General features: G+C 64.5%; 26 protein-coding genes. 6 read left to right on the top strand and 20 right to left on the bottom strand.

The genetic code is table 11. From position 1 onward, the window contains the following. The first annotated feature begins 78 nt into the window (after positions 1 to 78). Positions 79 to 1002 (top strand): LysR family transcriptional regulator, encoded by a 924-nt coding sequence (locus tag AB4850_RS06535; RefSeq protein ID WP_414441791.1) that lies wholly within the window; start codon positions 79 to 81, stop codon positions 1000 to 1002. 82 nt (positions 1003 to 1084) lie between these two features. On the opposite strand, the gene AB4850_RS06530 is transcribed toward AB4850_RS06535, so the two are convergent. Next, on the bottom strand, positions 1085 to 1918 hold the full coding sequence (locus AB4850_RS06530) for a hypothetical protein (RefSeq protein ID WP_414441790.1): 834 nt from the start codon (positions 1916 to 1918) through the stop codon (positions 1085 to 1087). 362 nt (positions 1919 to 2280) lie between these two features. On the opposite strand from AB4850_RS06530, the gene AB4850_RS06525 reads away from it, so the two are divergent. Continuing rightward, positions 2281 to 4131: an alkaline phosphatase D family protein gene (locus tag AB4850_RS06525; RefSeq protein ID WP_414441789.1), complete on the top strand. Its 1851-nt coding sequence runs from the start codon at positions 2281 to 2283 to the stop codon at positions 4129 to 4131. A gap of 110 nt (positions 4132 to 4241) precedes the next feature. On the opposite strand, the gene AB4850_RS06520 is transcribed toward AB4850_RS06525, so the two are convergent. From AB4850_RS06520 to cynR, 6 genes are all read right to left on the bottom strand, one after another. Beyond that, on the bottom strand, positions 4242 to 4469 hold the full coding sequence (locus AB4850_RS06520; RefSeq protein ID WP_414441788.1) for a hypothetical protein: 228 nt from the start codon (positions 4467 to 4469) through the stop codon (positions 4242 to 4244). 135 nt (positions 4470 to 4604) lie between these two features. Continuing rightward, positions 4605 to 5108 carry a cytochrome P460 family protein gene (locus AB4850_RS06515; RefSeq protein WP_414441787.1) on the bottom strand — a complete coding sequence of 168 codons (504 nt, stop codon included), beginning with the start codon at positions 5106 to 5108 and terminating at the stop codon, positions 4605 to 4607. Further along, positions 5105 to 6148 (bottom strand): alpha/beta fold hydrolase, encoded by a 1044-nt coding sequence (locus tag AB4850_RS06510; protein WP_414441786.1) that lies wholly within the window; start codon positions 6146 to 6148, stop codon positions 5105 to 5107. The genes AB4850_RS06515 and AB4850_RS06510 overlap by 4 nt, the downstream gene beginning before the upstream one ends. Before the next feature lie 244 nt (positions 6149 to 6392). Next, the gene (locus tag AB4850_RS06505) at positions 6393 to 7115 is read right to left on the bottom strand and encodes an acetyltransferase (protein ID WP_414441785.1); all 723 of its coding nucleotides are present in this window, start codon (positions 7113 to 7115) and stop codon (positions 6393 to 6395) included. A gap of 227 nt (positions 7116 to 7342) precedes the next feature. Next, complete coding sequence (locus tag AB4850_RS06500; protein ID WP_414441784.1) at positions 7343 to 8458, bottom strand: EAL and HDOD domain-containing protein; 1116 nt, start codon at positions 8456 to 8458, stop codon at positions 7343 to 7345. A gap of 607 nt (positions 8459 to 9065) precedes the next feature. Next, positions 9066 to 9962: a transcriptional regulator CynR gene (gene cynR, locus AB4850_RS06495; protein WP_414441783.1), complete on the bottom strand. Its 897-nt coding sequence runs from the start codon at positions 9960 to 9962 to the stop codon at positions 9066 to 9068. Positions 9963 to 10103: 141 nt separating this feature from the next. Here cynR and AB4850_RS06490 point away from each other — a divergent pair, with 141 nt between their 5' ends. Both AB4850_RS06490 and cynS read left to right on the top strand, forming a co-directional pair. After that, positions 10104 to 10766 (top strand): carbonic anhydrase, encoded by a 663-nt coding sequence (locus AB4850_RS06490; RefSeq protein WP_414441782.1) that lies wholly within the window; start codon positions 10104 to 10106, stop codon positions 10764 to 10766. A 53-nt stretch (positions 10767 to 10819) separates the two neighbouring features. After that, a complete protein-coding gene (cynS, locus tag AB4850_RS06485) occupies positions 10820 to 11290 on the top strand; it encodes a cyanase (protein WP_414441781.1) in 471 nt (156 codons plus the stop codon). A 21-nt stretch (positions 11291 to 11311) separates the two neighbouring features. Here the strand turns inward: cynS and AB4850_RS06480 are convergent, their stop codons facing one another. Then, the gene (locus AB4850_RS06480) at positions 11312 to 12802 is read right to left on the bottom strand and encodes an HD domain-containing phosphohydrolase (protein WP_414441780.1); all 1491 of its coding nucleotides are present in this window, start codon (positions 12800 to 12802) and stop codon (positions 11312 to 11314) included. A gap of 218 nt (positions 12803 to 13020) precedes the next feature. Here AB4850_RS06480 and AB4850_RS06475 point away from each other — a divergent pair, with 218 nt between their 5' ends. Continuing rightward, positions 13021 to 13605, top strand: a complete 585-nt coding sequence (locus AB4850_RS06475; protein WP_414441779.1) for a DUF308 domain-containing protein — start codon at positions 13021 to 13023, stop codon at positions 13603 to 13605. Between the two features lie 52 nt (positions 13606 to 13657). On the opposite strand, the gene AB4850_RS06470 is transcribed toward AB4850_RS06475, so the two are convergent. The 5 genes from AB4850_RS06470 to AB4850_RS06450 all read right to left on the bottom strand — a co-directional run bounded on the left by AB4850_RS06470 (position 13658) and on the right by AB4850_RS06450 (position 17207). Next, the gene (locus AB4850_RS06470) at positions 13658 to 14002 is read right to left on the bottom strand and encodes a ribbon-helix-helix domain-containing protein (protein WP_414441778.1); all 345 of its coding nucleotides are present in this window, start codon (positions 14000 to 14002) and stop codon (positions 13658 to 13660) included. A 36-nt stretch (positions 14003 to 14038) separates the two neighbouring features. Then, a complete protein-coding gene (locus AB4850_RS06465) occupies positions 14039 to 15649 on the bottom strand; it encodes a GMC family oxidoreductase (RefSeq protein ID WP_414441777.1) in 1611 nt (536 codons plus the stop codon). Between the two features lie 16 nt (positions 15650 to 15665). Continuing rightward, positions 15666 to 16277, bottom strand: a complete 612-nt coding sequence (locus AB4850_RS06460; protein WP_414441776.1) for a tat (twin-arginine translocation) pathway signal sequence — start codon at positions 16275 to 16277, stop codon at positions 15666 to 15668. A gap of 146 nt (positions 16278 to 16423) precedes the next feature. Further along, positions 16424 to 16822, bottom strand: a complete 399-nt coding sequence (locus AB4850_RS06455) for a VOC family protein (RefSeq protein ID WP_414441775.1) — start codon at positions 16820 to 16822, stop codon at positions 16424 to 16426. A gap of 43 nt (positions 16823 to 16865) precedes the next feature. Then, positions 16866 to 17207, bottom strand: a complete 342-nt coding sequence (locus AB4850_RS06450) for a c-type cytochrome (protein ID WP_414441774.1) — start codon at positions 17205 to 17207, stop codon at positions 16866 to 16868. A gap of 281 nt (positions 17208 to 17488) precedes the next feature. On the opposite strand from AB4850_RS06450, the gene AB4850_RS06445 reads away from it, so the two are divergent. Beyond that, positions 17489 to 18250, top strand: coding sequence for an SDR family oxidoreductase (locus AB4850_RS06445; protein WP_414441773.1), 762 nt, complete (start codon positions 17489 to 17491; stop codon positions 18248 to 18250). A gap of 48 nt (positions 18251 to 18298) precedes the next feature. Here AB4850_RS06445 and AB4850_RS06440 read toward each other — a convergent pair whose 3' ends face one another. The 7 genes from AB4850_RS06440 to AB4850_RS06410 form a co-directional block, all read right to left on the bottom strand. Further along, a complete protein-coding gene (locus AB4850_RS06440) occupies positions 18299 to 19840 on the bottom strand; it encodes a glycosyl hydrolase family 28-related protein (protein ID WP_414441772.1) in 1542 nt (513 codons plus the stop codon). Positions 19841 to 20079: 239 nt separating this feature from the next. Then, positions 20080 to 21381: a GGDEF domain-containing protein gene (locus AB4850_RS06435; protein ID WP_414441771.1), complete on the bottom strand. Its 1302-nt coding sequence runs from the start codon at positions 21379 to 21381 to the stop codon at positions 20080 to 20082. A gap of 276 nt (positions 21382 to 21657) precedes the next feature. Then, entirely contained in the window at positions 21658 to 22062 is a 405-nt protein-coding gene (locus AB4850_RS06430) for a cupin domain-containing protein (protein ID WP_414441770.1), read from the bottom strand. A 40-nt stretch (positions 22063 to 22102) separates the two neighbouring features. Continuing rightward, complete coding sequence (locus tag AB4850_RS06425) at positions 22103 to 23191, bottom strand: alpha/beta fold hydrolase (RefSeq protein ID WP_414441769.1); 1089 nt, start codon at positions 23189 to 23191, stop codon at positions 22103 to 22105. A 627-nt stretch (positions 23192 to 23818) separates the two neighbouring features. Further along, positions 23819 to 24250, bottom strand: a complete 432-nt coding sequence (locus tag AB4850_RS06420) for a hypothetical protein (protein ID WP_414441768.1) — start codon at positions 24248 to 24250, stop codon at positions 23819 to 23821. 15 nt (positions 24251 to 24265) lie between these two features. Further along, the gene (locus AB4850_RS06415; protein ID WP_414441767.1) at positions 24266 to 24703 is read right to left on the bottom strand and encodes a hypothetical protein; all 438 of its coding nucleotides are present in this window, start codon (positions 24701 to 24703) and stop codon (positions 24266 to 24268) included. Then, positions 24694 to 25074 carry a hypothetical protein gene (locus AB4850_RS06410; RefSeq protein ID WP_414441766.1) on the bottom strand — a complete coding sequence of 127 codons (381 nt, stop codon included), beginning with the start codon at positions 25072 to 25074 and terminating at the stop codon, positions 24694 to 24696. Before AB4850_RS06410 ends, AB4850_RS06415 begins: the two co-directional genes overlap by 10 nt. Between the last annotated feature and the right edge of the window lie 175 nt (positions 25075 to 25249).

Genomic DNA, 25249 nt, shown 5'->3' with positions numbered 1-25249 from the left:
GCGTTTTTTGTAGTCTAATTGATGCCCTGAACGCCAAGGTATCGGCAAAAGCAAACCGGTATTAACTTGAGGGAAACAATGGACGCGATCTCGGATCTCGCGCTGTTCGAGCTGGTGGTGCGCCAGGGCAGCCTGACGGCAGCGGCGCGCGAGCTGGGCGTCACGCCGCCGTCGGTCAGCAAGCGTCTCAAGCAGATCGAGGCGCGGCTCGGCGTGCGGCTGCTGAACCGCACCACGCGGCAGATCAGCGTAACGACCGAGGGCGAGCTGTATGTGAACAGCGGCACGCGCATCCTCGCCGAGCTGGCCGAACTCGAACAGCAGGTCAGCCGCAGCCGCGCCGAGCCGGCCGGGCTGCTGCGCGTGAACGCCTCGTTCGGCTTCGGGCGCACCTGGGTCGCGCCGGCCGTGTCGGAGTTCGCGTTGCGGCATCCGTCGATGGAAATCCAGTTGCAACTGACCGACCGGCCGATGAGCCTGCAGGAACATGCGTTCGATGTCGGCATCCGCTTCGGCGACGTGCCCGAGGCGCGCATCAACGCGCGGCGGCTGGTGCGCAACCGGCGCCTCGTCTGCGCCGCGCCCGCCTATCTGGCGCGGCGCGGCCTGCCGCGCACGCCGCGCGAGCTTGCGCAGCACGCCTGCCTGATCCTGCGCGAAAACGATTCGACCTACGGCAACTGGCACTTCACGCGCGGCAGCCAGGAAGAAAGCATCAAGGTGCGCGGGCCACTCAGCAGCAACGACGGCGCGGCCGTCCTCAAGTGGGCGCTCGACGGCCACGGCATCGCGATCCGCTCGCAATGGGAAACCGAGGCGCGGCTGCGCGACGGCTCGCTGGTGCCGCTGCTGACCGACTGGACGCTGCCGAACGCCGATATTTACGCGGTCTATCTCGAACGCAACCAGTTGTCGGCGCGGCTGCGCACGTTCATCGATTTTCTCGGGGAGCGGCTGCCGCAGATGCTGGGGCTGCCGGCCGAGCGCAAGCGCGGGGGGTGAAAACCGGCGTGGCCCGGCCCGGATCGACCGGTGCCGGGCCACGCGCGGGGGGCTGGGCGGTTCGACGGCGAACCGCCGCGGGTCAGTCGTTGTGGTCGAACTTTACTGCTTCGTCCTTGTTGTAGCGGCCCTTGAACAGCAGCCGGTCTTCCGCGCCGTCGGCCGTCAACGCGTAAAGCTGCACTTCGGTGACGATGTTGCGGCCGACCGTTTCGAAGCGAATATGCGTCGGCGACAGACGCCGCGCCTCGACCGTCGATTGGTCGTTTTCATAGCGAAGCTTGTAGCCGGGCGCGAACTTCTCCAGATCGCCCTTCATGAACATCACGCAAGTGGACGTGTGGCCATGAAACACCACCGCGCCGTGCAGCGGCTCGGCTTCGGAGCGGCCATCGAATACCGAAACCTTCTTGTCGGATTCGCTGCGCCCGAATATCTCGATCTTGGCGTTCTCCTTGACCTTCACCGGCAATTCGACCGCGTTCTTTTCAGGAACGATCGTCAGGCCGCCATATTCGGTGCCGTCGACGTCGGCCGAATAATGGGTATAGCGCCCGACATTGCCCGAATCAAACACGATGCGCGTCAGCTCGCCGCCATTGTCGATATGCCCGGCACCGGGACGGAACACCGCGCCGTCCTGGAAAAGCACCTGACTCTCTCCGGTTCCGTTCGCGCCATACACGCCGATCCGGCTATTCCAGGCGATATCCTCGTTAGCCGGCACCAGGATGATGTTTGCCGCGTCGATTTTCTCGGGATCCTGATACGCCACCCCTTCCACGACGATATCGTAGTGCTCGAAATACGCGAGCGAACCGGCGCTGAATTTCACGCCCTTGCGTTGCTGGCCGTTCAGCTTGTAATCCGTCAGATAACCCGCAGACGGTGCCGTTGCATTTCCGTTATTGCTCATGGCGCTGATCCTTTTCGTGGAATATTCACTGCCCTCTTCATATCGACGATTGCTTCAATGCAACCAGCCTCGATATGCGGCAAGCGAAAGATAATCCACGAATGAGGTCATGCCGCACACGGCAGGAATACTCCACCATATTCCACACTCTTGCGAACCCCGAATCGAATTCGATTTATTTTGATATGAATGACGCAGCATCGAGATTGATCGATCGCATCCGACATAATCGTTCACGCACGCGCTTCAATCGATTCGACAGTTTCTTCTATTCGCGATGCATTTCGCCGGTATTCACCTGCACGTCAAACTCGCTCTTTATCGTCGCGGTGCCATTCCCGATAACAAAAGGAAGCCAACGAATGAACCGCCGCCACTTTCTCCGTTCCTCCGCGTTTTTCACCATCGCCGCGGCCAGCGGCACGCTCGCCGCGTGCTCGTCCGACGACGATGCGCCCGCCACGCCCAACACCGGCGCGAGCACCGCGCCCGTCGCCGGCGTCTACAGCTTCCCGCAAGGTGTCGCGAGCGGCGACCCGCGCGGCGACAGCATCGTGTTCTGGACGCGCGCCGTCGCCAAGTCCGGCGCGAGCGCGCCGGTCGGCCTGCAGCTTCAGGTGTCCACCCAGGCCGATTTCTCGACGCTGGCCGCGCAGGTCGCGTTGCAGGCGCTGTCCGATTTCGACTACACCGTGCGCGCCAAGGTGACGGGCCTGGCCGCCGCATCCACCTATTACTACCGCTTCGTGGCGGGCGGCGACATCAGCGCGGCCGGCACCGCCAAGACCGCGCCGGCGGCCGGTTCGAGCGTGTCGAAGGTGCGCTTCGCCTGGTTCACGTGCCAGGACTGGACGGTCAACCACTGGCAGGCGCTGTCGCTGATCGCGGCCGAAAGCGACCTGGATTTCGTGGTGCATCTGGGCGACTACATCTACGAGACGGTCGGCGCGTCGTTCCAGACCGGCGCGGCCGAGCCGGCCCATACGCAGATCACGCTGCCGGACGGCATCGCGCTGCCGGGTGGCGCGGGCATCTATGCGAACAGCCTCGACGACTACCGCACGCTGTATCGCACCTACCGCGCCGATGCGCGCCTGCAGGCGGTGCACCAGCGCTTCGCGATGATCCCGATCTGGGACGACCACGAATTCTCCGACGACTGCTGGCAGGATCATCAGACCTACACCAACGCGAACGCGCAGCAGACCTCGCGCCGCCGCAGCGCGAGCCAGGCCTGGGCCGAATACATGCCGATCGACTGGAGCGACGTGCAGTTCGACCAGAGCAATCCGGCCTACACGAACATCAGCATTTACCGCAGCTTCAGCTACGGCAACCTGATGGACCTGGTGATGACCGACGAGCGCCTGTTCCGCGACCAGCACGTGATGAGCGAGCAGATCGGCGGGCCGGCCGCGAGCCAGCTCGGCCTGCCCGACGCGAGCACCACCAGCTCGGTGGGCGTGCGCTATTTCGTGACGCAGAACGCGTTGAGCGCCGCCGAAGCGCTCGATACCGCAGCGCTCGGCCGCGCACCGTCGATCCTCGGCCCGACGCAGACGCAATGGTTCAAGCAGAAGATGTCCGGCTCGACCGCTGCGTGGAAGGTGTGGGGCAACGAAGTGATGCTGAACCGCCTGTGGATCGACCTGACCACGGTGCCGGGCGTGCCGACCTCGGCGGCGTTCAACTACATCATGAATTGCGATTCGTGGGACGGTTATCCGAGCCACAAGGCCGACGTGCTCGGCTACCTGAAGCAGGCCAACGTGCAGAACGTGGTGGCGATCACCGGCGACCTGCACGCGTTCCAGGCCGGCGTGGTGCGCGACGTGCCGAACCCGGCCACGGGCACCCCGGTGCTGGTGGATTTCGTGTCGGCCGGGATCAGCAGTTCGTCGTTCTACAGCTACATCCAGCAGCAGACGCAAGGCACGCAGTACGCCGCCCTGCTGCCGCTGCTCGGCGTGACGAACGGCGCGACGTTCGACGCCGCGCTGCAACAGTTCAATCCCGACCTGGCCTACGCCGATCACGACGCGCAAGGCTACGCCTCCGCCACCGTCACGGCCGATGCGTTCTCGGTGGTCTACACCAAGGTGAAACCGCTCAACAGCGACGGCACCGCGCCGGCGAACCCGATCGCCAAGCGCGTGCAACTGAGCGTGGCGAACAACTCGCACACGATCCAGACGCAGGTGTTGAGCAGTTGAGCGTCAGGCGGCGCCTGACGGGCACCGCAAAAAGCAACACGGCGCGGCGCACCCTCGATCGGGCACGCCGCGCCGTGTGGGCGCTACGCCGCTGTTGCTGCTGCCGTCGCTCAGTGCGAAGGCGCGGGCGCGGCCGCCGCGCTGGCTTCCTTGGCCTTCTTCGCCGCGTGATGATGGCCGATCGCGCAGCCGGCGGCCGCACCGAGCACCGCGTGGTGGCCCGCAACGTGGCCGGCCACGCCGCCCACCGCCGCGCCCTTCAGGCACCCGGCCGCATTGGCCGTGCCGGCGGCAGCGAACAGACCGAGACAGGACAGGGCAATCATCAGTTTTTTCATGGGGACTCCATAGGTAGCGTGTGAACCAGCCGCCATTGTGCCGTGGCCGCGTGCGCCGGTCCACGCCCGATGCCGTTCGTTACCGAAGCGACAAGGCTGTTACAGATGCCGGCCTTGTGGCCGGCGGCCTCGCCCTCACGGCGCCAGGCGCGTGAACACGTAGTCGTGATTCCTCACTAAAGCCTGATGGCACGCGAAGCAGGTCTGGTGCTGCGCCGCGTCCACCGGCACGCCGTTGACGAAGCGGCCGAAGCCCCAGCCGCCGGTGGCCGCATAGCGCTTCGAATCCTTGACCATCACCTGCACCGTGGTCGCCCGGCCGGCCACCGTCGCCGTGGGCGATTCTTCGGACTGCTTGCGCTTGTAGGCGAGCTTGACGAGGATCGTGCCGTCCGGAAACGGCAGCGTCGATTTCTCCAGCGCGGCCACCGCCCGCGGATTGCCGAGCACCACGCGCAGCTCGTCGAGCGGCGCGGGCTCCTCGGCCGGCGCGATCATCTCCCACTTGCGGTAGCCGGGCGGGATCGTCACGCCGTAGATCGGCGAGGCGTTCGGCGGCGGCGGCGGCGCATCGGCGGCCGACGCCAAGGACGCACCGCCGAGCAGCACCACCGCCAGCCAACGCTGCGCGCCCGTCACAACGCCACCACTTGCAGCATCGCGTCGGCGAACGCCTGCGGCGCTTCCTGCGGCAGGTTGTGGCCGATGCCGCCGTCGAGCGTGCGGTGGCGGTACTTGCCCGTGAACTTCTTCGCATAGGCGGCCGGCGCCGGATGCGGCGCGCCGTTCGCGTCGCCTTCGAGCGTGATGGTCGGCACGGCGATCGGCGGCAGCGCGGCGAGCCGCTGTTCGAGCGCGTCGTATTGGGCCTCGCCCTGCGCGAGGCCGAGCCGCCAGCGGTAGTTGTGGATCACCACGGCGACATGGTCGGGATTGCGAAACGACGCGGCCGTGCGTTCGTAGGTGGCGTCGTCGAACCGCCACTTCGGCGAGGCCAGTTGCCAGATCAGGCGGTTGAACGCGTCGCGGTTCGCCGCGTAGCCGAGTTCGCCGCGCTCGGTCGTGAAGTAGAACTGGTACCACCACTGGAATTCGGCCTGCGGCGGCAGCGGCGCGCGGTTCGCGGCCTGGCTGCCGATCAGGTAGCCGCTGACCGACACCAGCGCCACCACGCGCTCGGGCCACAACGCCGCGATGATGTCGGCCGTGCGGGCGCCCCAGTCGTAGCCGCCGAACACCGCCTTGTCGATCTTCAGCGCGTCCATCAACGCGACCACGTCGGCGGCGATCGCGGCCTGCTGGCCGTTGCGCGGCGTGTCGGCGGAGACGATGCGCGTCGAGCCGTAGCCGCGCAGGTACGGCACGATCACGCGGTAGCCGGCCGCCACGAGGCGCGGCGCGACCTCGGCATAGGACTGGATGTCGTACGGCCAGCCGTGCAGCAGGATCGCCACCGGGCCGGTGCGCGGGCCGACGTCGACATAGCCGACGTCGAGCACGCCGGCGCGAATCTGACGGATCTCGGTGAAGCTGGCGCCGCCGCCGGACGTCGCCGCGCCCGATGTTGCGGCCGGCGTTTGCGCCCGGGCGAGGCTGCTGAAGCCGAAATCGACGAGGCCGACGCCCGCGAGCGTCGTACCGAGAATGCGGCGGCGGCGAAAATTGACGGAATCCGACATGTTCCCTGCTCCTGATGTGCTGGCTTATCCCTGGAAAGCCGCTCCGATGCGGGCGCGGCCCCAACCTGATCGGCTCGACATGCCCGCGGGCCTGGGCCGTGGGCGGTGCGTCGAGCGTCTGGACGGATTTATAGCGGAGCCGGGAACGTCGTTTGTATCGCTCTGTATCGCGGTGTGGACGCGATACAGAGGAAATCAAAAATGCGGGGGGAAGCAGCGGAAACAGCGGGGAAAACGCGGCGAATCAGGGGCGTCGGTTGGCGCGCTGTTCAGCAAACTTGATGCGCTTCAATTCGGCCAGCACTTCGAGCGCGTGGCCTTCGTCGGCCGTCAGGTCCACCAGGAACGCTTCGTTGTGCTGCTTGATCCATTGCAGCGGCATGTCCCACCAGGCCAGCTCGAACAGCGCCTCGCGCACCGGCTCGGCGAAGCGGAACTTGATCAGCCGCGCCGGCGAGCCGGCATAGATCGCATACGGCTCGGAGCGGAAATTGGGCGGCACCAGCGAGCGTGCGCCGATCACGCAGCCGCTCTGGATCACGCTGCCGCCGAGGATCATCGCCTCGTCGCCGATCCACACGTCGTTGTGCACTTCGGTATCCGCATATTGCGGCGGCGGCGGGTTCAGCATGCCGGTGCCGAAAACGCTGAACATCGTCATCGAAATGCTGCGCGTGTCGTGCTGCCCGTTCAGCAGAAAGCGCACGCGCTGGCCGCCGGCCACGTATTTGCCGATGCGCAGGGTTTGAGCATTGCCGTCGTATTTGGCAAGCGAGCCGACGCCGAAGCCCGAGCCCTTCTCGATATGAAACGAGCCCTCGGTCGCTTCCTCGTCGATCCAGTTCTTGAAGAAATTATTCGGAATCGTTGAAAACGTACCATCCCGATAGCCGAATACGATGAAAGCGCGTGCTAACGGATGGTCCGCCAAAATACCCGTGCAATCGTCTGACGTGGTGACGTTCATTTCGAATGAAAAAGGCTGGCATTGCCTGCATTGGCGCAGGCAACGGAATTCGTGAAATCGGATGGAATGATCCGAGCGAATCCGTCATTGCCCCTTGGCACGCCGAGCTGGCACGGCTACGGCGGGTGGTGCGGCAAGCGGAGCGCGAATTGTATTACAAATGTCTCGCCGCGCCTGTACCCACAATCCAGTACAACGGCTCGACACCACCCCGGCCTTATTGCCGCTCAATTCACGTCCGCATTCTCGAACGTCATCGCAAAAGCCAATGCCTCGCCAATCGGCCCGTCGAAATGGGAAATCGCCGATTTGATGGCCGGCGCCACCGGCAGGCTTTTCCAGAACTCCTCGCGATCCGTGGAATACAGCACGTCGAGCAGGGACAGCGCGCCGGCCATATGCGCCATGCGCACCAGATGCTCGTCGCCCGGATTACCGCGCTCGATGTATTCCGCCATGATCTCGGCGCGCTGCTCGGCCAGGAACGTGAACGGATGATCGCGCTCGGTCAGGTCGCCGTGATAAATCAGGAATGTGCACCACTTCATCAGGCGCGCCGATCCGGCCACTCGCACGGCAGTGGAAATCGAGCCGATTTCCTGCGGCCTGACGCGCACGTTGTTGGCCGCGGCCGAGGCCAGGCGCAGCAGATGCACCAGCAGCGAGGGCGCGTTGGCGATCGAGCCCACCAGTTGCTCGATCGGCGCGTCGTCGGCGATCAGGCCCATGGTCGACAGCACCGAGCCGAAGTCGGGCGGCACCGAGCGCACGCGGCGCATTTCGGGCCGCGAAAAGTAATACCCCTGGAACAGCGTTGCGCCGATCGCGCTCGCCTCGCGAAACGCGGCGTAATCCTCGACCTTCTCGGCCAGGATGGTCTTGTTCTTGCGCTTGAAGAAGGCGGCCAGTTCGGCGCGCCGCGATTCGGTGGTGATCGACCAGTCGATCTTGACGATATCGGCGATCGGCAGCGCCCGCTCGACGCGCTCGTCGATCTTGCTGACGTCGTCGAGCGCGATGCGAAAGCCCATCGCACGCAACACCCGGCAGTTCTCGATCACCTGGTCGTCCAGCGTGCTGTCCTCCAGCACCTCGAGCACGTAGTGCGCCGGATCGAGCACGCGGATCGCCTCGGAGTTGAGCAGCGCGTCGGTGCAATTGATGAAGCAGTTCTTGCCGTCGGCCAGGTTCTCGATGCCGAAGTTGGCCACCGCCGATTCGATCACCGACACCGTTTCGGCCGAATCGACGTTCGCCGGTGCCCGGTTCTCCTCCCCGCCACGGTAAAGCAGCTCGTAGGCGACGATTTGATCCGAGGCGTCGAGGATGGGCTGTCGGGCCACGAATCGATATTTTATTGCGTTGCGAGGCATGTCATTTCTTCGAATCGTCAAACAGATTTCTACCCAATCGTATCGTGCGCATCGTCCACGCCGGATGCCGGTTTACCCCCGAACCGACCTCGACGCGACACGGCGCTGCTTTGCGAGGCGTTGTTGCCAAGCATGACCAAGCCATTAAGAACACGCCAGCGATTAAGACCGTCGATCGTGAAAATTCCGTGACACGGGCCGCGAGAGGTCAATGCCGATCGCCGTGGCAAAGTTTCGCCGTGTTGCAAGACAGGCGTTGCATCGGCGCCTGACGAATTGCTTTCAATGAAGCGCGAAGGAGGCCGTGCGAGGGGAAATGCGTCAGCGCGCCGGCCGGGCGGTGACGTCGTGGCGATACGGCAATGCGGTGCAGCCCAATACCCATGCCCGCCCTCGGAATGTCAATACTCTCATTTTGTTATTCCATGATTTCACTATATAAACGCACGAATCATTTCCATTTATCAAATAATCCGATTGCAATGAAACACGCGCGGCGGGATTGTGAAGTATTCGCGAAGAAATAGAAAGCAAAATGACCGAACAAAGTCGGCCGCTGTTTCAAAAATGATGACGCCTATTCGGGCGCAGCGCGCTCGGCTCGCGTCTCCAGCGCCAACGCAACGAATGCGCGCGCCGCCGCGCTCCGATAGGCATCCTTGCGCAGCAGCAAGGCCGCCGTGCGTTGCGGCAGCGCCGGCGTCAGTTCCACCCGGCACAGCTCGCGATGCTCGCGCGCCACCTCGGCCGGCAGCAGCGTGGCCAACCCGGTGCGCTGCACGATGTCGATCGCCGCGCTGATCGAATTGACCTCCATCGCGATGCGCGGCGCCACGCCGTGCTGGCGGCAATAGCGGTCGACGTAATGGCGCGTGGCGAATTCGCCGTTCAGCAGCACCAGGGATTCGCGCGCGAACGCATCGAGCGTCAGCGGCTTGCGCCGCTTCGCATGCGGATGCGCCTTGCCCACCACCACGGCCAGCGCCTCGACGAACAGCGCAACGGCCTCGATGTCGGGCGAATCGGTTTCGGCGAACGCAATGCCGACATCGAGCGCGTCCTCGTTCAGCAAGGCCTCCATGCGCTCCTGCGGCATCTCCATCACGTCGAGCGTGAGGTTCGGATATAGCGCGTGATAGCGCGCCAGCAGCGGCCCGATCAGATAGGTGGTGAAGGTGGGCGTCATGCCGAGCCGCAAGCGGCCGCGGCTCAACTCGCCCACGTCGTGAATCGCGCGCCGCCCCGCCTCCAGATCCTGCAACGCGCGCTGCGCGAAATGCACGTAGGCCGCGCCGGCATCGGTCAGGCGGACGGTGCGCCCGGAACGGTCGAGCAAGGGCACGCCGAGCGTGTCCTCCAGTTGCCGGATCTGCTGCGACAGCGTCGGCTGGGACACATGCAGCGCCTGCGCGGCGCGCGTGAAGTTGCGATGTTCCGCAACCGCCAGGAAATACCGGATATGACGAAGCAGCATGACGCGCCCTCGAAGCGTGCCGGCCCGCGCCGGCAACTATTGGCAATACCAATGACTTCGATAATAAACTGGTCTTGGACGCTATAACTGGCCCGTCGCATGATGGCTGCACCGGTTCACGACCTCCCGACGGAGCGAGACATGCAAGAGATCATCGACGGCTTCCTGAAATTCCAGCGCGACGTGTTTCCGCAGCGCTCCGACCTGTTCCGGCGGCTCGCCACCAGCCAGCATCCGCGCACGCTGTTCATCTCGTGCTCGGACAGCCGCCTGGTGCCCGAGCTGGTCACGCAGCGCGAGCCGGGCGACCTGTTCGTGATCCGCAACGCCGGCAATATCGTGCCGCCCTACGGCCCCGAGCCGGGCGGCGTGACGGCCTCGGTCGAATACGCGGTGGCGGCGCTCGGCGTGACCGACGTGGTGATCTGCGGCCATTCCGATTGCGGCGCGATGACGGCCATCGCCAATTGCGCCTGCCTCGATCACATGCCGGCCGTGCGCAACTGGCTCCGTTACGCCGATTCGGCGCGTGTCGTCAACGAGGTGCGCGACCACGCGAGCCCGCACGAGCGCGTCGATGCGATGGTGCGCGAGAACGTGATCGCCCAGTTGGCCAATCTCGGCACGCATCCGTCGGTGCGGCTGGCGCTCGACCAGGGGCGGCTCGCGCTGCACGGCTGGGTGTACGACATCGAAACCGGCTCGATCGACGCGTACGACGGCGCGACGCGCCGCTTCGTGTCGCTGGCCGCGTTCCCCGACACCCGCGCGCTGCGCGCCATCGACGCCCGCCCCGCGGCCTGACCCCTCGCTTTCCGCCCGTTTTTCTCCCGACCTCGACCCCAAGGAGCATCGACATGACGCAATCGCACATCACCCAGGCCCCGCGCCAAGCGCTGACCGACCGGATCATCGACGCGAAGAGCCGCAAGAACCTGAGCTTCGAGCAGATTTGCGAAGGCACCGGCCTGAGCCTCGCCTTCGTGACCGCCGCCCTGCTCGGCCAGCACCCGCTGCCGGCCGACGCCGCACGCGTGGTGGCCGCCAGGCTCGATCTCGACGACGACGACGTGCGCCAGCTTCAGACCATCCCGCTGCGCGGCAGCATTCCCGGCGGCGTGCCGACCGATCCGACCATCTACCGCTTCTACGAGATGGTGCAGGTCTACGGTTCGACGCTGAAGGCGCTGGTGCACGAACAGTTCGGCGACGGCATCATCAGCGCGATCAATTTCAAGCTCGACATCAAGAAAGTGGACGACCCGGAAGGCGGGTCGCGCGCGGTGATCACGCTGGACGGCAAGTACCTGCCGACCAAGCCGTTCTAAACGTTTCGCGCAGCGGCCCGCTCAGATCAGCCCCATCACCGAGGCCTTGAGCGTGGCCGCCGCACGCGTCGAGCAGTCGAGCTTGCGGAATACGCTCTCGACGTGCGTGCGCACCGTGCTCGGGCTCAAGGTCAGGGCGCGCGCCGCTTCCTTGTTGCTCGCGCCGCGCGAAATCGCCCGCAGCACGTCCAGCTCGCGCGCCGACAACGGCACGGCCTGCTGCGCACCGCTCCCGACCGGGCTGGCGGGCCGCTTGAGCGCGCCGCCATCGATCATCAGCGCCTCGACCACCGCACCGTCGAACCGGCCGGCCGCCACCGCCTCGCGCATCTGCTGCGCCGCCGCGTCGTCGGGCAGCGCCGCGCGCCACGGCCGCGCCGAGCGCCATGCCACCCACGCCACCGCCGCCGCCAGCACGCGTGCCTCCAGCGTCAGCGCCACGCCGCGCGCGCCACGGAAATACCCGGAACCGTCGAGCCGCTCGTAAGCGTGCGCGGCCAGTTCGGCCGCGTCGCCGAGCACGCCCGCCTGCCGGCCGGCGCGCGAGGTCCAGTACGGCGCGAGCCGCACCTTTTCCCAGGCGCTTTCGGGCAGCGGCCCCGGCAGGTTCCACACGCTGTTCGGCACCGAGGCGCGCCCGATCCCGTGAATCAGCCCGGCCCGGTAGACCCGCTCGTGCGCGGCCGCATCGGGCGTCAGCCGCGCGCAGCAGGCGGCGGCGGTGGCCGCCACGGTGCGCGAGAAGCCCGTCATCCACGGCAGCTTCAGATCGATGACGTCGGCGATCAGCTCGGCCGAGGCCGCCTGCTCCATCGATGGCGTCAGCAGCCCGGCGTCCAGCTCGCCCGGCGCGGCGCGCTCCAGCGTGGCGAGCCAGCCGGCCGCCTCGCGCGCCGCCAGCTCGACGAGCGCGCGCGGGTAACGCGACTCGGCGTGCTGCGCGAGCATGGCCAGCGCCGTCTCGACGCCGTACACGCGGTGGTAGATCTCCAGGTCGCCCGCCAGCGAGACGATCATGACCGGCATCGGCACCGCCTCGCCGGCCAGATGCGACGGCAGGCCGTTGCCGTCCCAGGTTTCGAAGATGTGGCGCGAGGCCATTTCCGTATCGCGCGACAGGCCCAGCATGCGCGCCACCTCGCCCGACACCTCGCAGTGGATCTGCGCCAGCGGCACCAGCGCCGTGCCCGCGCCGCCCGCCGCCTCCAGCGGCGCGCGCCAGCCGGGGCGGGCTTCGAGGATGGTGGCACGCACGGCGATGTCGTCGCCGAACGTCTCGGCGAAGCCGGCCGCGTTCGCCGTGCAGCCCGACCAGCGCAGCAGCGAGGTCTCGCGCGCCGTCGCGCAGCCCGCCGCGTCGAGCCCCGCCGCCTGCGCCAGCCGCCCGGCCAGCCAGGCCGAGCGCGGCGAGTGGTCGGTCGGCTGGCCCATGCTGAGGTCGCCGACGAAGGCGAGCGCCTTCAGGGCATCGAACACGCGCAACGGCGCGAGGCGGGCGGGATCGTCGGTCATCGGAGGGAAAACGGCAGGCATCGGCGGAAAAGGGACACGCTAACTGAATCACGCGCGCGAGGGAACGCCCACTATACGCGAGGGGCCAACGGGCCGGATCGGTTATTCGACCGATGCCGCCCGCGCGCGGGCGATGCGATGCTTGTTCCGTCATCGGCGCCGCATGGCTTTCGGCCATGTCGCGCGCCGGCCCGTCATTCTCGAAGCAAGGAGTCGACATGATCGATCGTTACACGGAACCCACCGCCGCCAGCGCCGAGCGCTGGCTCAAGCAGTATTACTTCGTTCGGGCGGCGTTTTCGATCGTCTGGGTGGCGCTGGCCTTCACGCTCGGCCGTCAATCGGCCGGGCTCGCGGCGATCCTGCTGGTGGTCTATCCGGCCTGGGACGCGCTGGCCAACTACCTCGACCTGTCGCGCAGCGGCGGCATGGCCGACAACCGCACCCAGACGCTCAACGTGCTGATCAGCACGATCACCACCGTGGCGGTGGCCGTGGCGTTGACGATCGGCCCGGATTGGGTGCTGCGCGCGTTCGGCCTGTGGGCCATCGTGTCGGGCCTGCTCCAGCTCGGCACGGCGTTGCGCCGCTGGAAGGGCTTCGGCGCGCAATGGCCGATGGTGCTGAGCGGCGCGCAATCGGCGCTGGCCGGCGTGCTGTTCATCGTGCAGGCCGAGGCGGCCGCGCCGCCGGCCATCGCCAAGGTGGCGGGCTACGCCGGCGTGGGCGCCGCGTACTTCCTGATCTCGGCCGTGTGGCTGGCGGTGCGCCAGGCACGGCGCCCGATGGCGCAGCAGTCCTGATCGATCCGCCGCCGCGCCGGCTTCCCCCGCGGCGCGGCGGCTCGGTCGGTTCTTATCGCCCGGCTTCGACCACCTTGAGCCGGGCCAGGCCGGGAGGCACGTCGTCGGCCGCCGGCTGGCGCTCGCCACGCTCGCGGCTGACCGACAGATACCGCATGCAGCACACCCGCAGGAACGACGCGAAGTTGATCGGCTCGTCGCCGCGCAGGTCCAGCAGCTCGTCATGCAGCTTGGCGGCGAACTGGCTGGTGGTCATGTCCTCCCGGTTGGCGATTTCCTGCAGCACTTCCCAGAACAGGTTCTCCAGGCGCACGGTGGTCACCACGCCGTGTATCCGGATCGCCCGCGTGCGCGATTCGTAGAGAATCGGGTCCGCGTTGATATAGACGCTGCACATGCGAATGTCTCCTTGTCTCGAAGCGAGCCGCGCGGCTCACAGCTCGCGCCGGTTCATGCGCCCGGCGATGTAGTCGGCCTGACGGATCGCCAGCGTGACGATCGTCAGCGTCGGGTTCTCGGCCGCGCCGGTGGTGAACTGGCTGCCATCCGAGATGAACAGGTTCGCGATGTCGTGGGTCTGGCCGTAGCCGTTGCAGACGCCATCCTCCGCGCGCGCGCTCATCCGCGCGGTGCCGAGATTGTGCGTGGAAGGATATGGCGGGACACGATACACCGTCTTCGCACCGGCGGCCTCGTACACCGCCGTGCCCTGCTTGAAACCGTGCTCGCGCATCGCCTCGTCGTTCGGGTGGTCGTCGAAATGCACGTTCGCCACCGGCAGGCCGTAGGCGTCCTTCACGTCGTGGTTCAGCGTGATGCGGTTCGAGGCGCGCGGCATGTCTTCGCCGACGATCCACATGCCGGCGGTGTACGGATAGGCGTCCATCGCCTTCGTGAAATCGCCGCCCCAGGCGCCCGGGTTGAAGAACGCGGCGTAGAACGGCAAGCCCAGCGCGATCGTCTCCATGTGATAGCCGCCCGCGAAGCCGCGCCCGGTGTCGAGCCGCGCCTCGTCCTCGATGATGCCGGCCATGGTGGTGCCCTTGTACATGTCCACCTTCTGGTCGAACACGGCATACACCGAGCCGGTGGTGTGGCGCATGTAGTTGCGCCCCACCTGCCCCGACGAATTGGCCAGCCCGTCGCGGAAGCGGTTCGAGGCGGACGCCAGCAGCAGCCGCGGCGTCTCGATCGAATTGCCGGCCACCGCCACCACGCGCGCCTTCTGCCGCTGCAGCTTGCCCTTGGCGTCGTAATAGAGCACGGCGGTGGCCTTGCCGCGCGCATCGTGCTCGATGCGCGCCACGTGCGCTTGCGTGCGCAATTCCATGTGGCCGGTGGCCTGCGCCTGCGGAATCTCGGTGTAAAGCGTGGACCACTTCGCGCCGAACCGGCAGCCCTGGAAGCAGAAACCGCGCTGATAGCAGTGGCTGCGGCCGTCGCGGTTGGTGCTGTTGATCGCCATGTGGCCGGTATTGCATTCGCGGTAGCCGAGCTTGGTCGCGCCCGCGTGCATCACCTTGAAGTTGTTGTTGCCGGGCAGGCCCGGCAGGCCGTTGGTACGCGTCACGCCCAGCTTCTTCTCGGCGCGGTCGTAATACGGATCGAGTTCCTCGCGCGTGACCGGCCAGTCGAGCAGCGACGCGCCCTCGATCGCGCCGTAATGGGTGCGCGCCGCGAATTCGTGCGCCTTGATGCGCAGGCTCGCGCCGGCCCAATGGGTGGTGGTGCCGCCCACCGTCTTGCAGATCCAGGCGGGCAGCTGCGGGAAATCGCGCGCTACGCGCCACGACCCGGACGTGGTGCGCGGATCGAGCCACGACAGCAGCTTGAACGCCTCCCATTCCTCGGTCTTGAAATCGGCCTGGGTGTTCAGGCCGCCCGCCTCCAGCACCACCACGTCGATGCCCTTCTGCGCCAATTCGTTGGCGAGCGTGCCGCCGCCCGCGCCCGAGCCGATCACCACCACCACGCTGCCGTCGTTGTGCGAAAAGCGCTTGCTCGCCTGCTGTTGTGTCGATTGCTGCGTCTGTTGCGTTGCCATGTGAGGTCTCCCAGGGTCAGGCTGCCGGAACCGGGCCGCTGTCCTGCGGCGCCGGGTCGGGCAGCCAGCTCAGGTCGTCGAAGCCCTGGAACAAATAACCGCCGTCGCCTTGCGCGGCGCCATAGCCGAAGTGCCGGTAGGCCAGCCCGTTGCTGTACAGCGAGACCACGGCCGTGCTGCGCACCGTCTCGAAGAACGGCGTGCCGGTGATCGCGGCGGTGTCCTTCGCCTGCGCGGCGGCATCCTCGTGAGCCCAGTCGCCGCCGGCCGACTTCGCGTCGAGCTGGCGCGCGCCGGCCGCGAGTTGCGTGCGGGTCGCCGCATCCTTGCGCGCCTTGGCGTCGAGATCCTTGACCACCAGCGCGTAGACGGCATCGTCGAGCGTGGCGTGCGGATAGATCTGCTTGACCAGTGCGAGCAGCACCGCGCCCGTGTGCGAATCGAGCCCTTGCAGCTCGACCGCCCAGACGCGGCTCGGCGCGAACGCCGCCAGCGACGACGACAGCGCCAGCGTGCCGATCAGCACGCCGGTTCCCTTGAGCCACTCGCGGCGCGTCAGCGCGATGCGCCGCGGGCCGTCCGCTTCGGCCTGCCTCTCGCGGACAATGCCGATGGTTTTGCCTTCCATGTTCGTCTCCTTGATTGCGGGAACGTGATGCGCTCGGGTTCGCTTGTTGCGCTTGTTGTTGTGGTACTGCCGTCATCACGCTTGCTGCCTGGGTTGCTTCGCTTGCTGCCTTGCGTTGTTATATGCCGATGCTTGCCGGCCTTCGCCTAGCGGTAATGCCCGTGCCGTTCGAGCACCTCGATCTTGTAGCCGTCCGGATCCTCGATGAAGAAGAAGCGCGCGATCAGCTCGCCGCCGCCGTCGCGAAACTCCTTGACGTCCTTCGGCTGCAGGCCGAGCCCGACCAGGCGCGCGCGGTCCGCCGCCGCGTCGTCCACCACGAACGCGACGTGGCCGTAGCCGTCGCCGTGGGTATAGGCCGGCTCGCGGCCCTTGTTCCAGGTCAGTTCGAGTTCCGTCTCGGCTTCGGCGTTGCGCAGGTAGACCAGCGAGAAATCGTCGAAATCGAGCCGGTGCGACGGCTTCAGGCCGAACGCCGCGTCGTAGAACGCGAGCGAGCGGTCGAGGTCGTGCACGCGCACCATCGTGTGAATCAGTTTGGCCATCGGGCGATCTCCTTCGTCTCGATCGAGGGGTGAGCGGCGGGCCTCACTTCGGCCCGAGCGTGGCGATATAGGCGGCGAGGTTGTCGATGTCCTGATCGGACAGGCTCTGCGCCATCGGCTGCATCATCTGCGCCGTGCCGCCGGTGCGCTGGCCGGCCTTGTACGCGTGCAGCGCGGCGGCCACGTAGGCGGCGTTCTGACCGCCGATCTTCGGGAACCCGGGCGAGGTGGTGGTGTTGCCGTTCGCGCCGTGGCAGGCCACGCACGCGGTGAATTTGGCGCGGCCCTGCGCGGGATCGCCGGCCGCCTGCGCGAGGCCCGCGCCGCCGAGGCAGGCGCCGGCCAGCACGGCCAGCGTCAGCAGGCGCGAGGAACCACGGGTCATGCGGAAAGAAGCTGAGGACTGCGTGCGAAGAACTCGGATCATGGTCATGCCTGCTCTCGTGGGGATGCTGTCTTCTAGTGCCGCCAGCGTAACGAGCGTGGCATGCCGGCTGGTAATACGTGGCTAAATCGCGCCTAGGGGTTTTCCGCATCCACGCCGGCAGCACCTCGCAGCGCGTGACTTTTTCTCACTGCTGAGACGAATTCCGGTCCGTTGTGGCGGCTTGCGCGCGCACCTAGACTGAGCGCACCGCACTGCAACACGACCAGGAGATTCGCTCGATGACCATCCCTTCCCCCGCTCCGCTGATCCTGATCACCGGCGGCAGCCGCGGCGTGGGCGCCGCCACCGCGCGGCTCGCGGCCGAACGCGGTTACGACGTGGCGATCAGCTACGTCGCCAACGAGGCCGCCGCGCAGGCCGTGGCCGCCGACGTGCAGGCGCACGGCCGCCGCGCGCTGGCCGTGCGCGCGGACAGCGCCGACCCGGCCCAGGTGGACGGCCTGTTCGCCGCGATCGACCGCACGTTCGGCCGCCTCGACGTGCTGGTCAACAACGCCGCGATCATCGCGCGGCAATCGCCGCTGGTGGAGTTGGGCTTCGAGCGCATGCAGCGGATCTTCGCCGTCAACGCGATCGGCCCGATGCTGTGCGCGCAGCATGCGATCCGGCGCATGTCGCAGCGCCACGGCGGCCGGGGCGGCGCGGTGATCAACGTGTCGTCGGCGTCGGCGCGTCTAGGCAGCCCCAACGAATACGTCGATTACGCCGCCTCGAAGGGCGCGCTCGAAACGTTCACCACGGGGTTTGCCAAGGAAGTGGCGCGCGACGGCATTCGCGTGAACTGCGTGCGGCCGGGGCATATCTACACAGAGATGCACGCCAGCGGCGGGGAGCCGGGGCGCGTGGATCGCGTCAGGGAGTCGATCCCGATGGGACGCGGCGGTCAGGCCGAGGAAGTGGCGCGCGCGATCCTGTGGCTCGCGGGCAGCGAGGCGTCGTTCATTACCGGGACGTTTCTCGATGTGACGGGCGGCAAGTAGGCGGGCGGGGCCGCGCATTAGAAATGCGCGGCCCATTTCCGCTTGCCGTTAATTAATATCCCACGCACCGATAAACGCCAGATTCACCACGCTTGTCAATGCCTTGAGAACTTGAACCGTACCATCCAGATTGACTCGCCCCGGCGCAATACCGTCACCATCATTTCCCCCTGAATAGACAATGACGAGCGAGGTGGAGAATGCTGGAATATAGCCTTGAGGAATATTCGCCACCACAACCCCATATGAAACGGCGCCAGCAGCTTGACTGATACTGCCGTTAACAATACAGCGCTTCGATTTCTTGTTGACGATTGCGCTCGACGTCCAACCTGCCTGCACCGGGAGTTGGATCGGCGCACGGTATGTCAAGGCCGACCAATCGCCCAGGTTATTACCGCTGACATACGGACTGCCATGAATTTCCGTATTCAGCGCGACTGTGGCATTGATGCCGTAGCCTTGATTGCTTCGAATGATCGTATTGTCGCTGATCGTCATGACGATCGTCGGATCGTCGACTCGAATTCCATCGCCCAGGCAATTAAAAATCTGAGGACTTCCGATCGATACGCCGCCGTTTGCCCAGCTCTTTACATATATCGCATTTTCTTTCGCCGACCCCATGAAACAATCGATACTGATTTGCCCCGAATCGGAATCAGGAGAATCAACAAGAATGTCGTACTGCGTATTGCTTTGAAGCCCGTCGAAAGTCGCACCATCGGAAATGATGAACTCTCGATTCGAAAGATTATTTATGGAATTGTCAACAAGCAGGCCAGCATATATATTGCCGAGTATTTCTACGTTATCCCCGATGAACAATCCGCCAAAACCTCCGCCGCACCGAAGTCCCGCCGTTCCACAAAAATTAAGATAGCCGTTCGACAGGTACAGATCGGCGTTGGACGCGTTGTCGTTGCCGCTGACCGCCATCCCGTCCCACTGGCAAGTAGCGCCAAAGCCGTTCACCCAAACCTCATGACAACCATCGAAAAAGTACCCGCTCCATAACGTTCGGCCGCCGTCCATGCCATCGGCGATCACCTTTTCGACGAACGAATCGGAAAAACGCTTCATTCGCAGGGCATAGCCTTGCGTCATGGTCGTTCCGGACGTGACTCGAAAACCTTCCAGCGTCCAGTTGCTTTGATTATTGCTGCCGTCGCCGAAAACGATGATATCGACGGTTGTCGATGCACCGACATACTTCAGAATGGATGCGTAGCCGTCGCCACGAATGGTGATGCCATCGCCCGATTTCTGCAATGGCTGGTCGAACAGATACGTTCCAGCCGGAATATATCCGGATTTCGTGATGGAAATAGCGGCAAGCCACGCCGAAAGGGCCGCCGTGTCGATCGTAACGCCGTCACCCTTCGCGCCGAAATCCTGTGGCGTCACCGGCAAATCGCTGAGTTGTGCGTCACTGGTCGCGAGCGCCCGACCGTCAACCTTGGAAACCTCTTGTTTGCTTGTCATTGCATCACCGTTCGTCAATAATGTTTTAGTCAGCATCCAATTTTCGATGCGAATTACATTCATCATCAGATCCAGTACAATTCCCGCATCCAAATTCCATTTCACAAGAAATTGAGCGCGAGCCGACAATGATAAGACAAACCCAAATCAATCTCACGACATGGCGTGCATGGCGGCTTTAAAAATAAGCATTGACCACATGACAAACAGATGCATCACCCGCAACATGCATGATGTTTTTTCAAATCGCATATGTTTTTGTGACGCAGGGATTACACACTTCGATGATTTCCATCATCGAAGCACAATGGCTCAAGCAATCAACGCAACAGAACAGCGCCGCATCACGCCATCTCGACGCGATTGCGGCCCGATTGCTTCGCGCGGTACAGCGCGCGATCGGCGCGGCGCATCAGCGCTTCCACGTCGTCCTCGCCCGCCTCGCGCGCCACCACGCCGATGCTGACCGTAAACGGAATCGGCTGGAGCCGCCACGGATGCTCGAAATCCTGGCGCTCGAAGCATTGGCGCAGTGCGTCGGCCACGCGGTGTGCGCGATCGGCGTCGGCGCCGGGCAGCGCCGCCACGAACTCCTCGCCGCCCCAGCGCGCGAACACGTTCGGCTCGTGCGTCATCGATGCGCCGACCTGCGCCAGCACGCGCAACACTTCGTCGCCGGCATCGTGGCCGTGGCTGTCGTTGATGTCCTTGAAGAAATCGATGTCGAGAATGAACACCGACAACGCGTCTTCGCTGTCCAGCACGCTCTCCACGAATTCCATGAAGCCGCGCCGGTTCGGCAGGCCCGTCAGCGCATCGGTGGTGGCCTGTTGTTTCAGCAATTCCATTTGCAGCGCACGATCGGTAATGTCGCGCACCACAGCGGTAAATTCGGTCGCGCCATGCACGTCGATTCGCGACAGCGCGATTTCCACCGGAATAATCGAACCATTGCGATGCTGGCCGAATACGCTATTGCTGCCGTCCATCCGCGGCGGCGTATTGTGGCGCACTGCCGGCTGATAACTGTCGGCGAATCGCTGCACGCGCTGCGGGTGATCGGCCCGATATTTTTCGGGCAATAAGGTTTCGATGGGCCGGCCGATTATCTCGGCGGCCGAATAACCGAACATGTTTTCCGCCGCGCGATTGAACAACGTGATATTGCGGTCGTGATCGATCGTCACGATCGCGTCGTAGGCGGAATTGACCACGGCGCGATAACGCGCGGCATTGATATCGGGTTCCTGATTGGGCGGCAATTTGGTGGCGACGTCGAAACCCGTCACCATCACTTCACGCACGATCGCCTTGCCGCCCTGCAGATGCCGCACCGGCTCGAGCGACAGGCGCCACACCTCGGTATCGGCGCGGAAATCGTAGCTCCATGCGATCTGTGGCGATTCGCCGGCGTCGAAGCACACCACCAACTGCTCGCGAAAATCGCGCAGCGCGAAATCCGCCGCCAGCACATCGAGCGAAATCGGAAAGGCGGGCATGTCCTCGCCCGTCACGCCCATCATTTCGAAAAAATGGTGATTGGCAGCCGTCACGACGAGCGCGCGGTGCATATCGCGTCCGATCGTGGCCACACAGATGGCAATGCCGTCCATGAATGGGACCGGCGTATTGGGCCAATCGGACATGATCTAACCTTACAAAATCTTCAATTCATATCGACTTCGGTCGTGCATTGAACCCGCCGTACCCCGCCCACCCGGCATCATATCGATCGGCGGAACGGACGATTATAAACACAGCAAGTGAAATTTCCCGGCGGCTTGAATTAATCTCGTTCGCGCTGTTGCGGCGCGGCACATCGGGGGAACGGAACGCTGCCGCCCGGCAGGTGCGCGGGCGGCAGGTGCCGGGGCGGCCCGGGCGGGTGAAAACCCAACTCGGAGCCGCCCGCGGCGGATGGTTTACTGCGCCGGCGGCGCGGCCGGCGTGGCCAGCGGCTGGCCCTTGGTCACCACATGCACGGTCACGAGTTCGACCGGCGTGGCGCCATCGTTTCTCGCGCTGTGCACGTGACCGGTCTCGACGATGAAGCCCTTGCCGGCCGGCACCTGCTCGGTCGGCTTGCCGTCGACGAGCAGCGTCAGCACGCCCGCCTCCACATAGCTGATCTCGTCGCCCGGGTGGGTATGCCAGCCGAGCTTGCCGCCCGGCACGATCGTGACGTGCGAAATCACCGCTTCGCGCCCCGGCACCGACACGTCGCCTTTCAATACCTCGGTGCGCGTCACGCCCGTGGTTTGCGCCAGGCAAACCGACGAAACTGCCGCCAACATCGCCCCGGCGATCCATTTCTGCATTGTTTTCATGATTCCACCTTGTTGAATCGGATTAATCGAAACGCGCGTTTCAATCGGCCAGCAGTTTGGCCACATAGGATTTCCAGGCTTCCGGATGCGTTTGCGTCAGGTGTCCGTAGGAATGGCTCGATTCCGGCACTTCGACATAACTGCCGTGCGGCACGAGATGCACGTAGCGCTGCATGACGCCGAGATCGGTGGCGTTCAGCAGGTCGTCGTCGAAATTCACGGCCAGCAGGCGCGCGCGGATCTTGCCGAGATCGGGCGTGGGGTTGTAATCGCGCGACGATTCGAACCAGTACAGCACGTCGTTCGCGTCGCTCTTCCTCGCGCGCTCGACCTGCGTGTCGTAGAGCGCCGTGGCGGCCTGCCGGTCGGGCGCTTCCTCCTGCATGCGCGCCGGGTTCACCGTCATCAGCGCGAAGATCGGCATCATGCGCAGCCATTGCGTCGGCTCCGTCTTGTAGGCGCCGTCCTGCCAGCCCGGATCGTTGCGGATCGCGCCGATCATCATCTGCCGCCACAGCCAGTTGCGCCCGGCGATCGGGATCGGCTGGCTGACCACCGGCATCAGCGCGTCGGCCATCTCGGGATAGCGCTCGCCCCACATCCAGGTCTGCATGCCGCCCATCGACACGCCGAGCACCAGGCGCAGATGCGTCACGTGCAGGCCCTCCACCAGCATCCGGTGGTTGGCTTCCACCACGTCGGCATAGCCGTAGTGCGGGAACGCCGCGCCCATGCCGTCGCTCGGCTTGCTGGAGCCGCCACGGCCCAGGCCGTCGGGAATCACTACAAAATAGCGGCGCGCGTCGAGCGGCTGGCCCGGCGCGTACAGTTCACGGCGCATCAGCGGCGTCAGGAATTCCTGGCTGGTGGCCGTGGTGCCGTGCATCAGCAACACGGCGTTGTCGATGCGGCCGGAGGCGTCACGGTGCGGCGTGCCGATCGTCACGTAGTGAATCCGCACGTCCGGCAGGACGGTGCCGTCGGAGAACGTGAAATCGTGCGCGACGAAATCGCCGGCCTGTTCGGGGGTGGGAGGTGTGGCTGCGTTGGCGGCGTGGGCCGTGTTGAGGACGCCCGCGCCGGCGAGCAACACGCCGAGCGCAAGGCCGCGGAGTCTCGATATAGACATTTTTTATCCGTGTGAGCTGTCGATCCGATAACAACAGGATGACGAATGACTGAGTCCGGCCTGGGGTGTTTACGGCGGTGCCGAAGCTGCCGGGCCGGGTTCAACGATAGACGTGCCCGCCCCGCTCGGATGGGAGGGAATTGCTCTGGAGCAGGACAATTCTGCGCAGATGGGGGGCGGCGGATTCGGCGAGGAAGAGGCGCGAAAGGCGGGTGAAAGAATCATGAAGGGCACGACGTTCGCCCATCGATTGAATGCTTATCTATCCGAGGTTCGATTCGGCCAATGCGTTCGAGACCTGCGCCATAGCTTCACGATTGCCAAACAGGCAAGCACGGCCACGATCAATTCAATCGTCACCCGTATCACGAAATATAAATCGTCTGGGTCGCGAATACCCAGGCCCTGGGACGTGTACAACCATGCATGCCCCTGGGTTTCTGTCCACGCATAGGGTATCGGACTGAAAGAAGAAACAAGCCGATGAATAACGCGAGCTTGAACAGGGAAGTCTCCGGAATCAGGTGCAACGCATAGTCAATCCGGCATCGGTCAGTTCCATCGCTTCTTCTGGCGTCTTATAGCTAAGGATCTTGATCGAACCTCGATCCACTGGTTTTACGGACACTACGACTTCAACCAGATCGACTCGCAAAGCACAGCCATTTCAGCGCCGCATGATGGCTCCAAGACGAACAGTGCCCGCCGGCCCGTCACGAAGTCGTGCACATACTGATCTGCCCGTTCTCCATCAACCGGTTTAGCCCTGGCATCCTCGCGGCTGTTCACCCACCGTACCCACGTGCGTACTTCTTCAGACGAGAATGGATATCTCGGCGACATGAGGAGTCGTGATACGACATTCTGCTCGCTGAAGTCGACAATGCGTTGAGCGATAACACCAGTGAATCGAAAAAACCCGGTCTCACCGTTCACGCGCTTGAAGCTCACCACCAACTCCCGGTTTTCCGAGTGGTGTTCGATGCATGTTATTTCTGCATCGTGGAAACTGGGAACGTCATGGATACTCCTAACGTCGGCATAGCTGATTGTGTTCATATGTATTTCCTCAAATCAAGGCAGGATTGACATCGGGAAACCCGCACCGCGCCTCAGCTTTCCACTGAGAGGGTTGATTGCCCAGTTGTGCGCATGCGGAACCCCTTGCCCGTGATCATGATCGAAATCGAAGTCGACGAGCGGCTGGCCATCGCCACCATACAGCCGCATTTGCCCGCTGCCGGGATTCGTGTACCACGATCCCGGCTCGCCTTCGTTCGGTGTCTTGGCGAGATCGAAGGTGTCCCCACTCACGGCATCTTCGGCGTACTCGAAAGGCGACGCATCGTACAGCGGCATCGTGCTGTTCGTTATATCGCGCACACTGGACGCCGACGCAATCACCTTGCGTGCGGCTTCGGACGCATCCAGCCGCTGCACCATCGAGTTGTACTCGTCGATGTAGTCCCATGCGGCCTCGGCAGACAACCCCATACATTCCATCACCTGCATGTGAAACGTCTTCTGGGGGCAGGCTTTGACGCGCTGATGCCGACGCACCCTCCGCTGTAGCGCGGCTGTTCTGGAATAACCACAATGCTGCCGCCGCACACCATTTCGTGCAGCGTCTGCACGACGTCGAGGTCAGCGCCGGACTTCGCCAGGCGGTCGTGCCAGTGAAAGTTTTCGCTCAAAAATCGACGCACGCGCTGCACTAGTTCGGTATCTTTCGCCCAGACGTCTGCGTAGGCCGACGCGGTGAACGTCTTGCCCGCGTCAGCCGCGCTGCATCGTTCGTCGTCGGACTTGAAGGCCATGTATCGCTCGTCGCGGCGATACAGCATGTACCGATACCACAAGTCTGTTTTCAGTTCTGTCGCCATTCAGCGTCCGATTAGCGCAATGTTCCTATCGTGGAGCCCCGTTCTTGTCTTGCAGTGCGCGCACCACACACCACTACGTGCGCTAAACAGAGCCGGTCAGCGCAGTACGAACACCGACCCGTCGTCGCTCCAAGCGTTGTAATTCTTTAGTTCACGCATTTTCCGTTATCAGTGA

Source organism: Burkholderia sp. 22PA0106 (assembly GCF_047497155.1).
Lineage (GTDB): Bacteria > Pseudomonadota > Gammaproteobacteria > Burkholderiales > Burkholderiaceae > Burkholderia.
Note: the sequence above shows the minus strand (reverse complement) of the source record. Positions and strands in the feature narration are given on the sequence as shown.

Excerpts from the sequence above, each read along its gene's own strand:
- AB4850_RS06460 (WP_414441776.1), bottom strand. The coding sequence starts at position 16,277 with ATGGAAGGCAAAACCATCGGCATTGTCCGCGAGAGGCAGGCCGAAGCG.
- AB4850_RS06465 (WP_414441777.1), bottom strand. The coding sequence starts at position 15,649 with ATGGCAACGCAACAGACGCAGCAATCGACACAACAGCAGGCGAGCAAG.
- AB4850_RS06415 (WP_414441767.1), bottom strand. The coding sequence starts at position 24,703 with ATGCAGGTGATGGAATGTATGGGGTTGTCTGCCGAGGCCGCATGGGAC.
- AB4850_RS06410 (WP_414441766.1), bottom strand. The coding sequence starts at position 25,074 with ATGGCGACAGAACTGAAAACAGACTTGTGGTATCGGTACATGCTGTAT.
- AB4850_RS06445 (WP_414441773.1), top strand. The coding sequence starts at position 17,489 with ATGACCATCCCTTCCCCCGCTCCGCTGATCCTGATCACCGGCGGCAGC.
- AB4850_RS06530 (WP_414441790.1), bottom strand. The coding sequence starts at position 1,918 with ATGAGCAATAACGGAAATGCAACGGCACCGTCTGCGGGTTATCTGACG.
- AB4850_RS06490 (WP_414441782.1), top strand. The coding sequence starts at position 10,104 with ATGCAAGAGATCATCGACGGCTTCCTGAAATTCCAGCGCGACGTGTTT.
- AB4850_RS06520 (WP_414441788.1), bottom strand. The coding sequence starts at position 4,469 with ATGAAAAAACTGATGATTGCCCTGTCCTGTCTCGGTCTGTTCGCTGCC.
- AB4850_RS06425 (WP_414441769.1), bottom strand. The coding sequence starts at position 23,191 with ATGTCTATATCGAGACTCCGCGGCCTTGCGCTCGGCGTGTTGCTCGCC.
- AB4850_RS06470 (WP_414441778.1), bottom strand. The coding sequence starts at position 14,002 with ATGTGCAGCGTCTATATCAACGCGGACCCGATTCTCTACGAATCGCGC.
- AB4850_RS06480 (WP_414441780.1), bottom strand. The coding sequence starts at position 12,802 with ATGACCGACGATCCCGCCCGCCTCGCGCCGTTGCGCGTGTTCGATGCC.
- AB4850_RS06535 (WP_414441791.1), top strand. The coding sequence starts at position 79 with ATGGACGCGATCTCGGATCTCGCGCTGTTCGAGCTGGTGGTGCGCCAG.
- AB4850_RS06450 (WP_414441774.1), bottom strand. The coding sequence starts at position 17,207 with ATGACCCGTGGTTCCTCGCGCCTGCTGACGCTGGCCGTGCTGGCCGGC.
- AB4850_RS06525 (WP_414441789.1), top strand. The coding sequence starts at position 2,281 with ATGAACCGCCGCCACTTTCTCCGTTCCTCCGCGTTTTTCACCATCGCC.
- AB4850_RS06505 (WP_414441785.1), bottom strand. The coding sequence starts at position 7,115 with ATGAACGTCACCACGTCAGACGATTGCACGGGTATTTTGGCGGACCAT.
- AB4850_RS06510 (WP_414441786.1), bottom strand. The coding sequence starts at position 6,148 with ATGTCGGATTCCGTCAATTTTCGCCGCCGCCGCATTCTCGGTACGACG.
- AB4850_RS06420 (WP_414441768.1), bottom strand. The coding sequence starts at position 24,250 with ATGAACACAATCAGCTATGCCGACGTTAGGAGTATCCATGACGTTCCC.
- AB4850_RS06455 (WP_414441775.1), bottom strand. The coding sequence starts at position 16,822 with ATGGCCAAACTGATTCACACGATGGTGCGCGTGCACGACCTCGACCGC.
- AB4850_RS06475 (WP_414441779.1), top strand. The coding sequence starts at position 13,021 with ATGATCGATCGTTACACGGAACCCACCGCCGCCAGCGCCGAGCGCTGG.
- cynR (WP_414441783.1), bottom strand. The coding sequence starts at position 9,962 with ATGCTGCTTCGTCATATCCGGTATTTCCTGGCGGTTGCGGAACATCGC.
- AB4850_RS06435 (WP_414441771.1), bottom strand. The coding sequence starts at position 21,381 with ATGTCCGATTGGCCCAATACGCCGGTCCCATTCATGGACGGCATTGCC.
- cynS (WP_414441781.1), top strand. The coding sequence starts at position 10,820 with ATGACGCAATCGCACATCACCCAGGCCCCGCGCCAAGCGCTGACCGAC.
- AB4850_RS06430 (WP_414441770.1), bottom strand. The coding sequence starts at position 22,062 with ATGAAAACAATGCAGAAATGGATCGCCGGGGCGATGTTGGCGGCAGTT.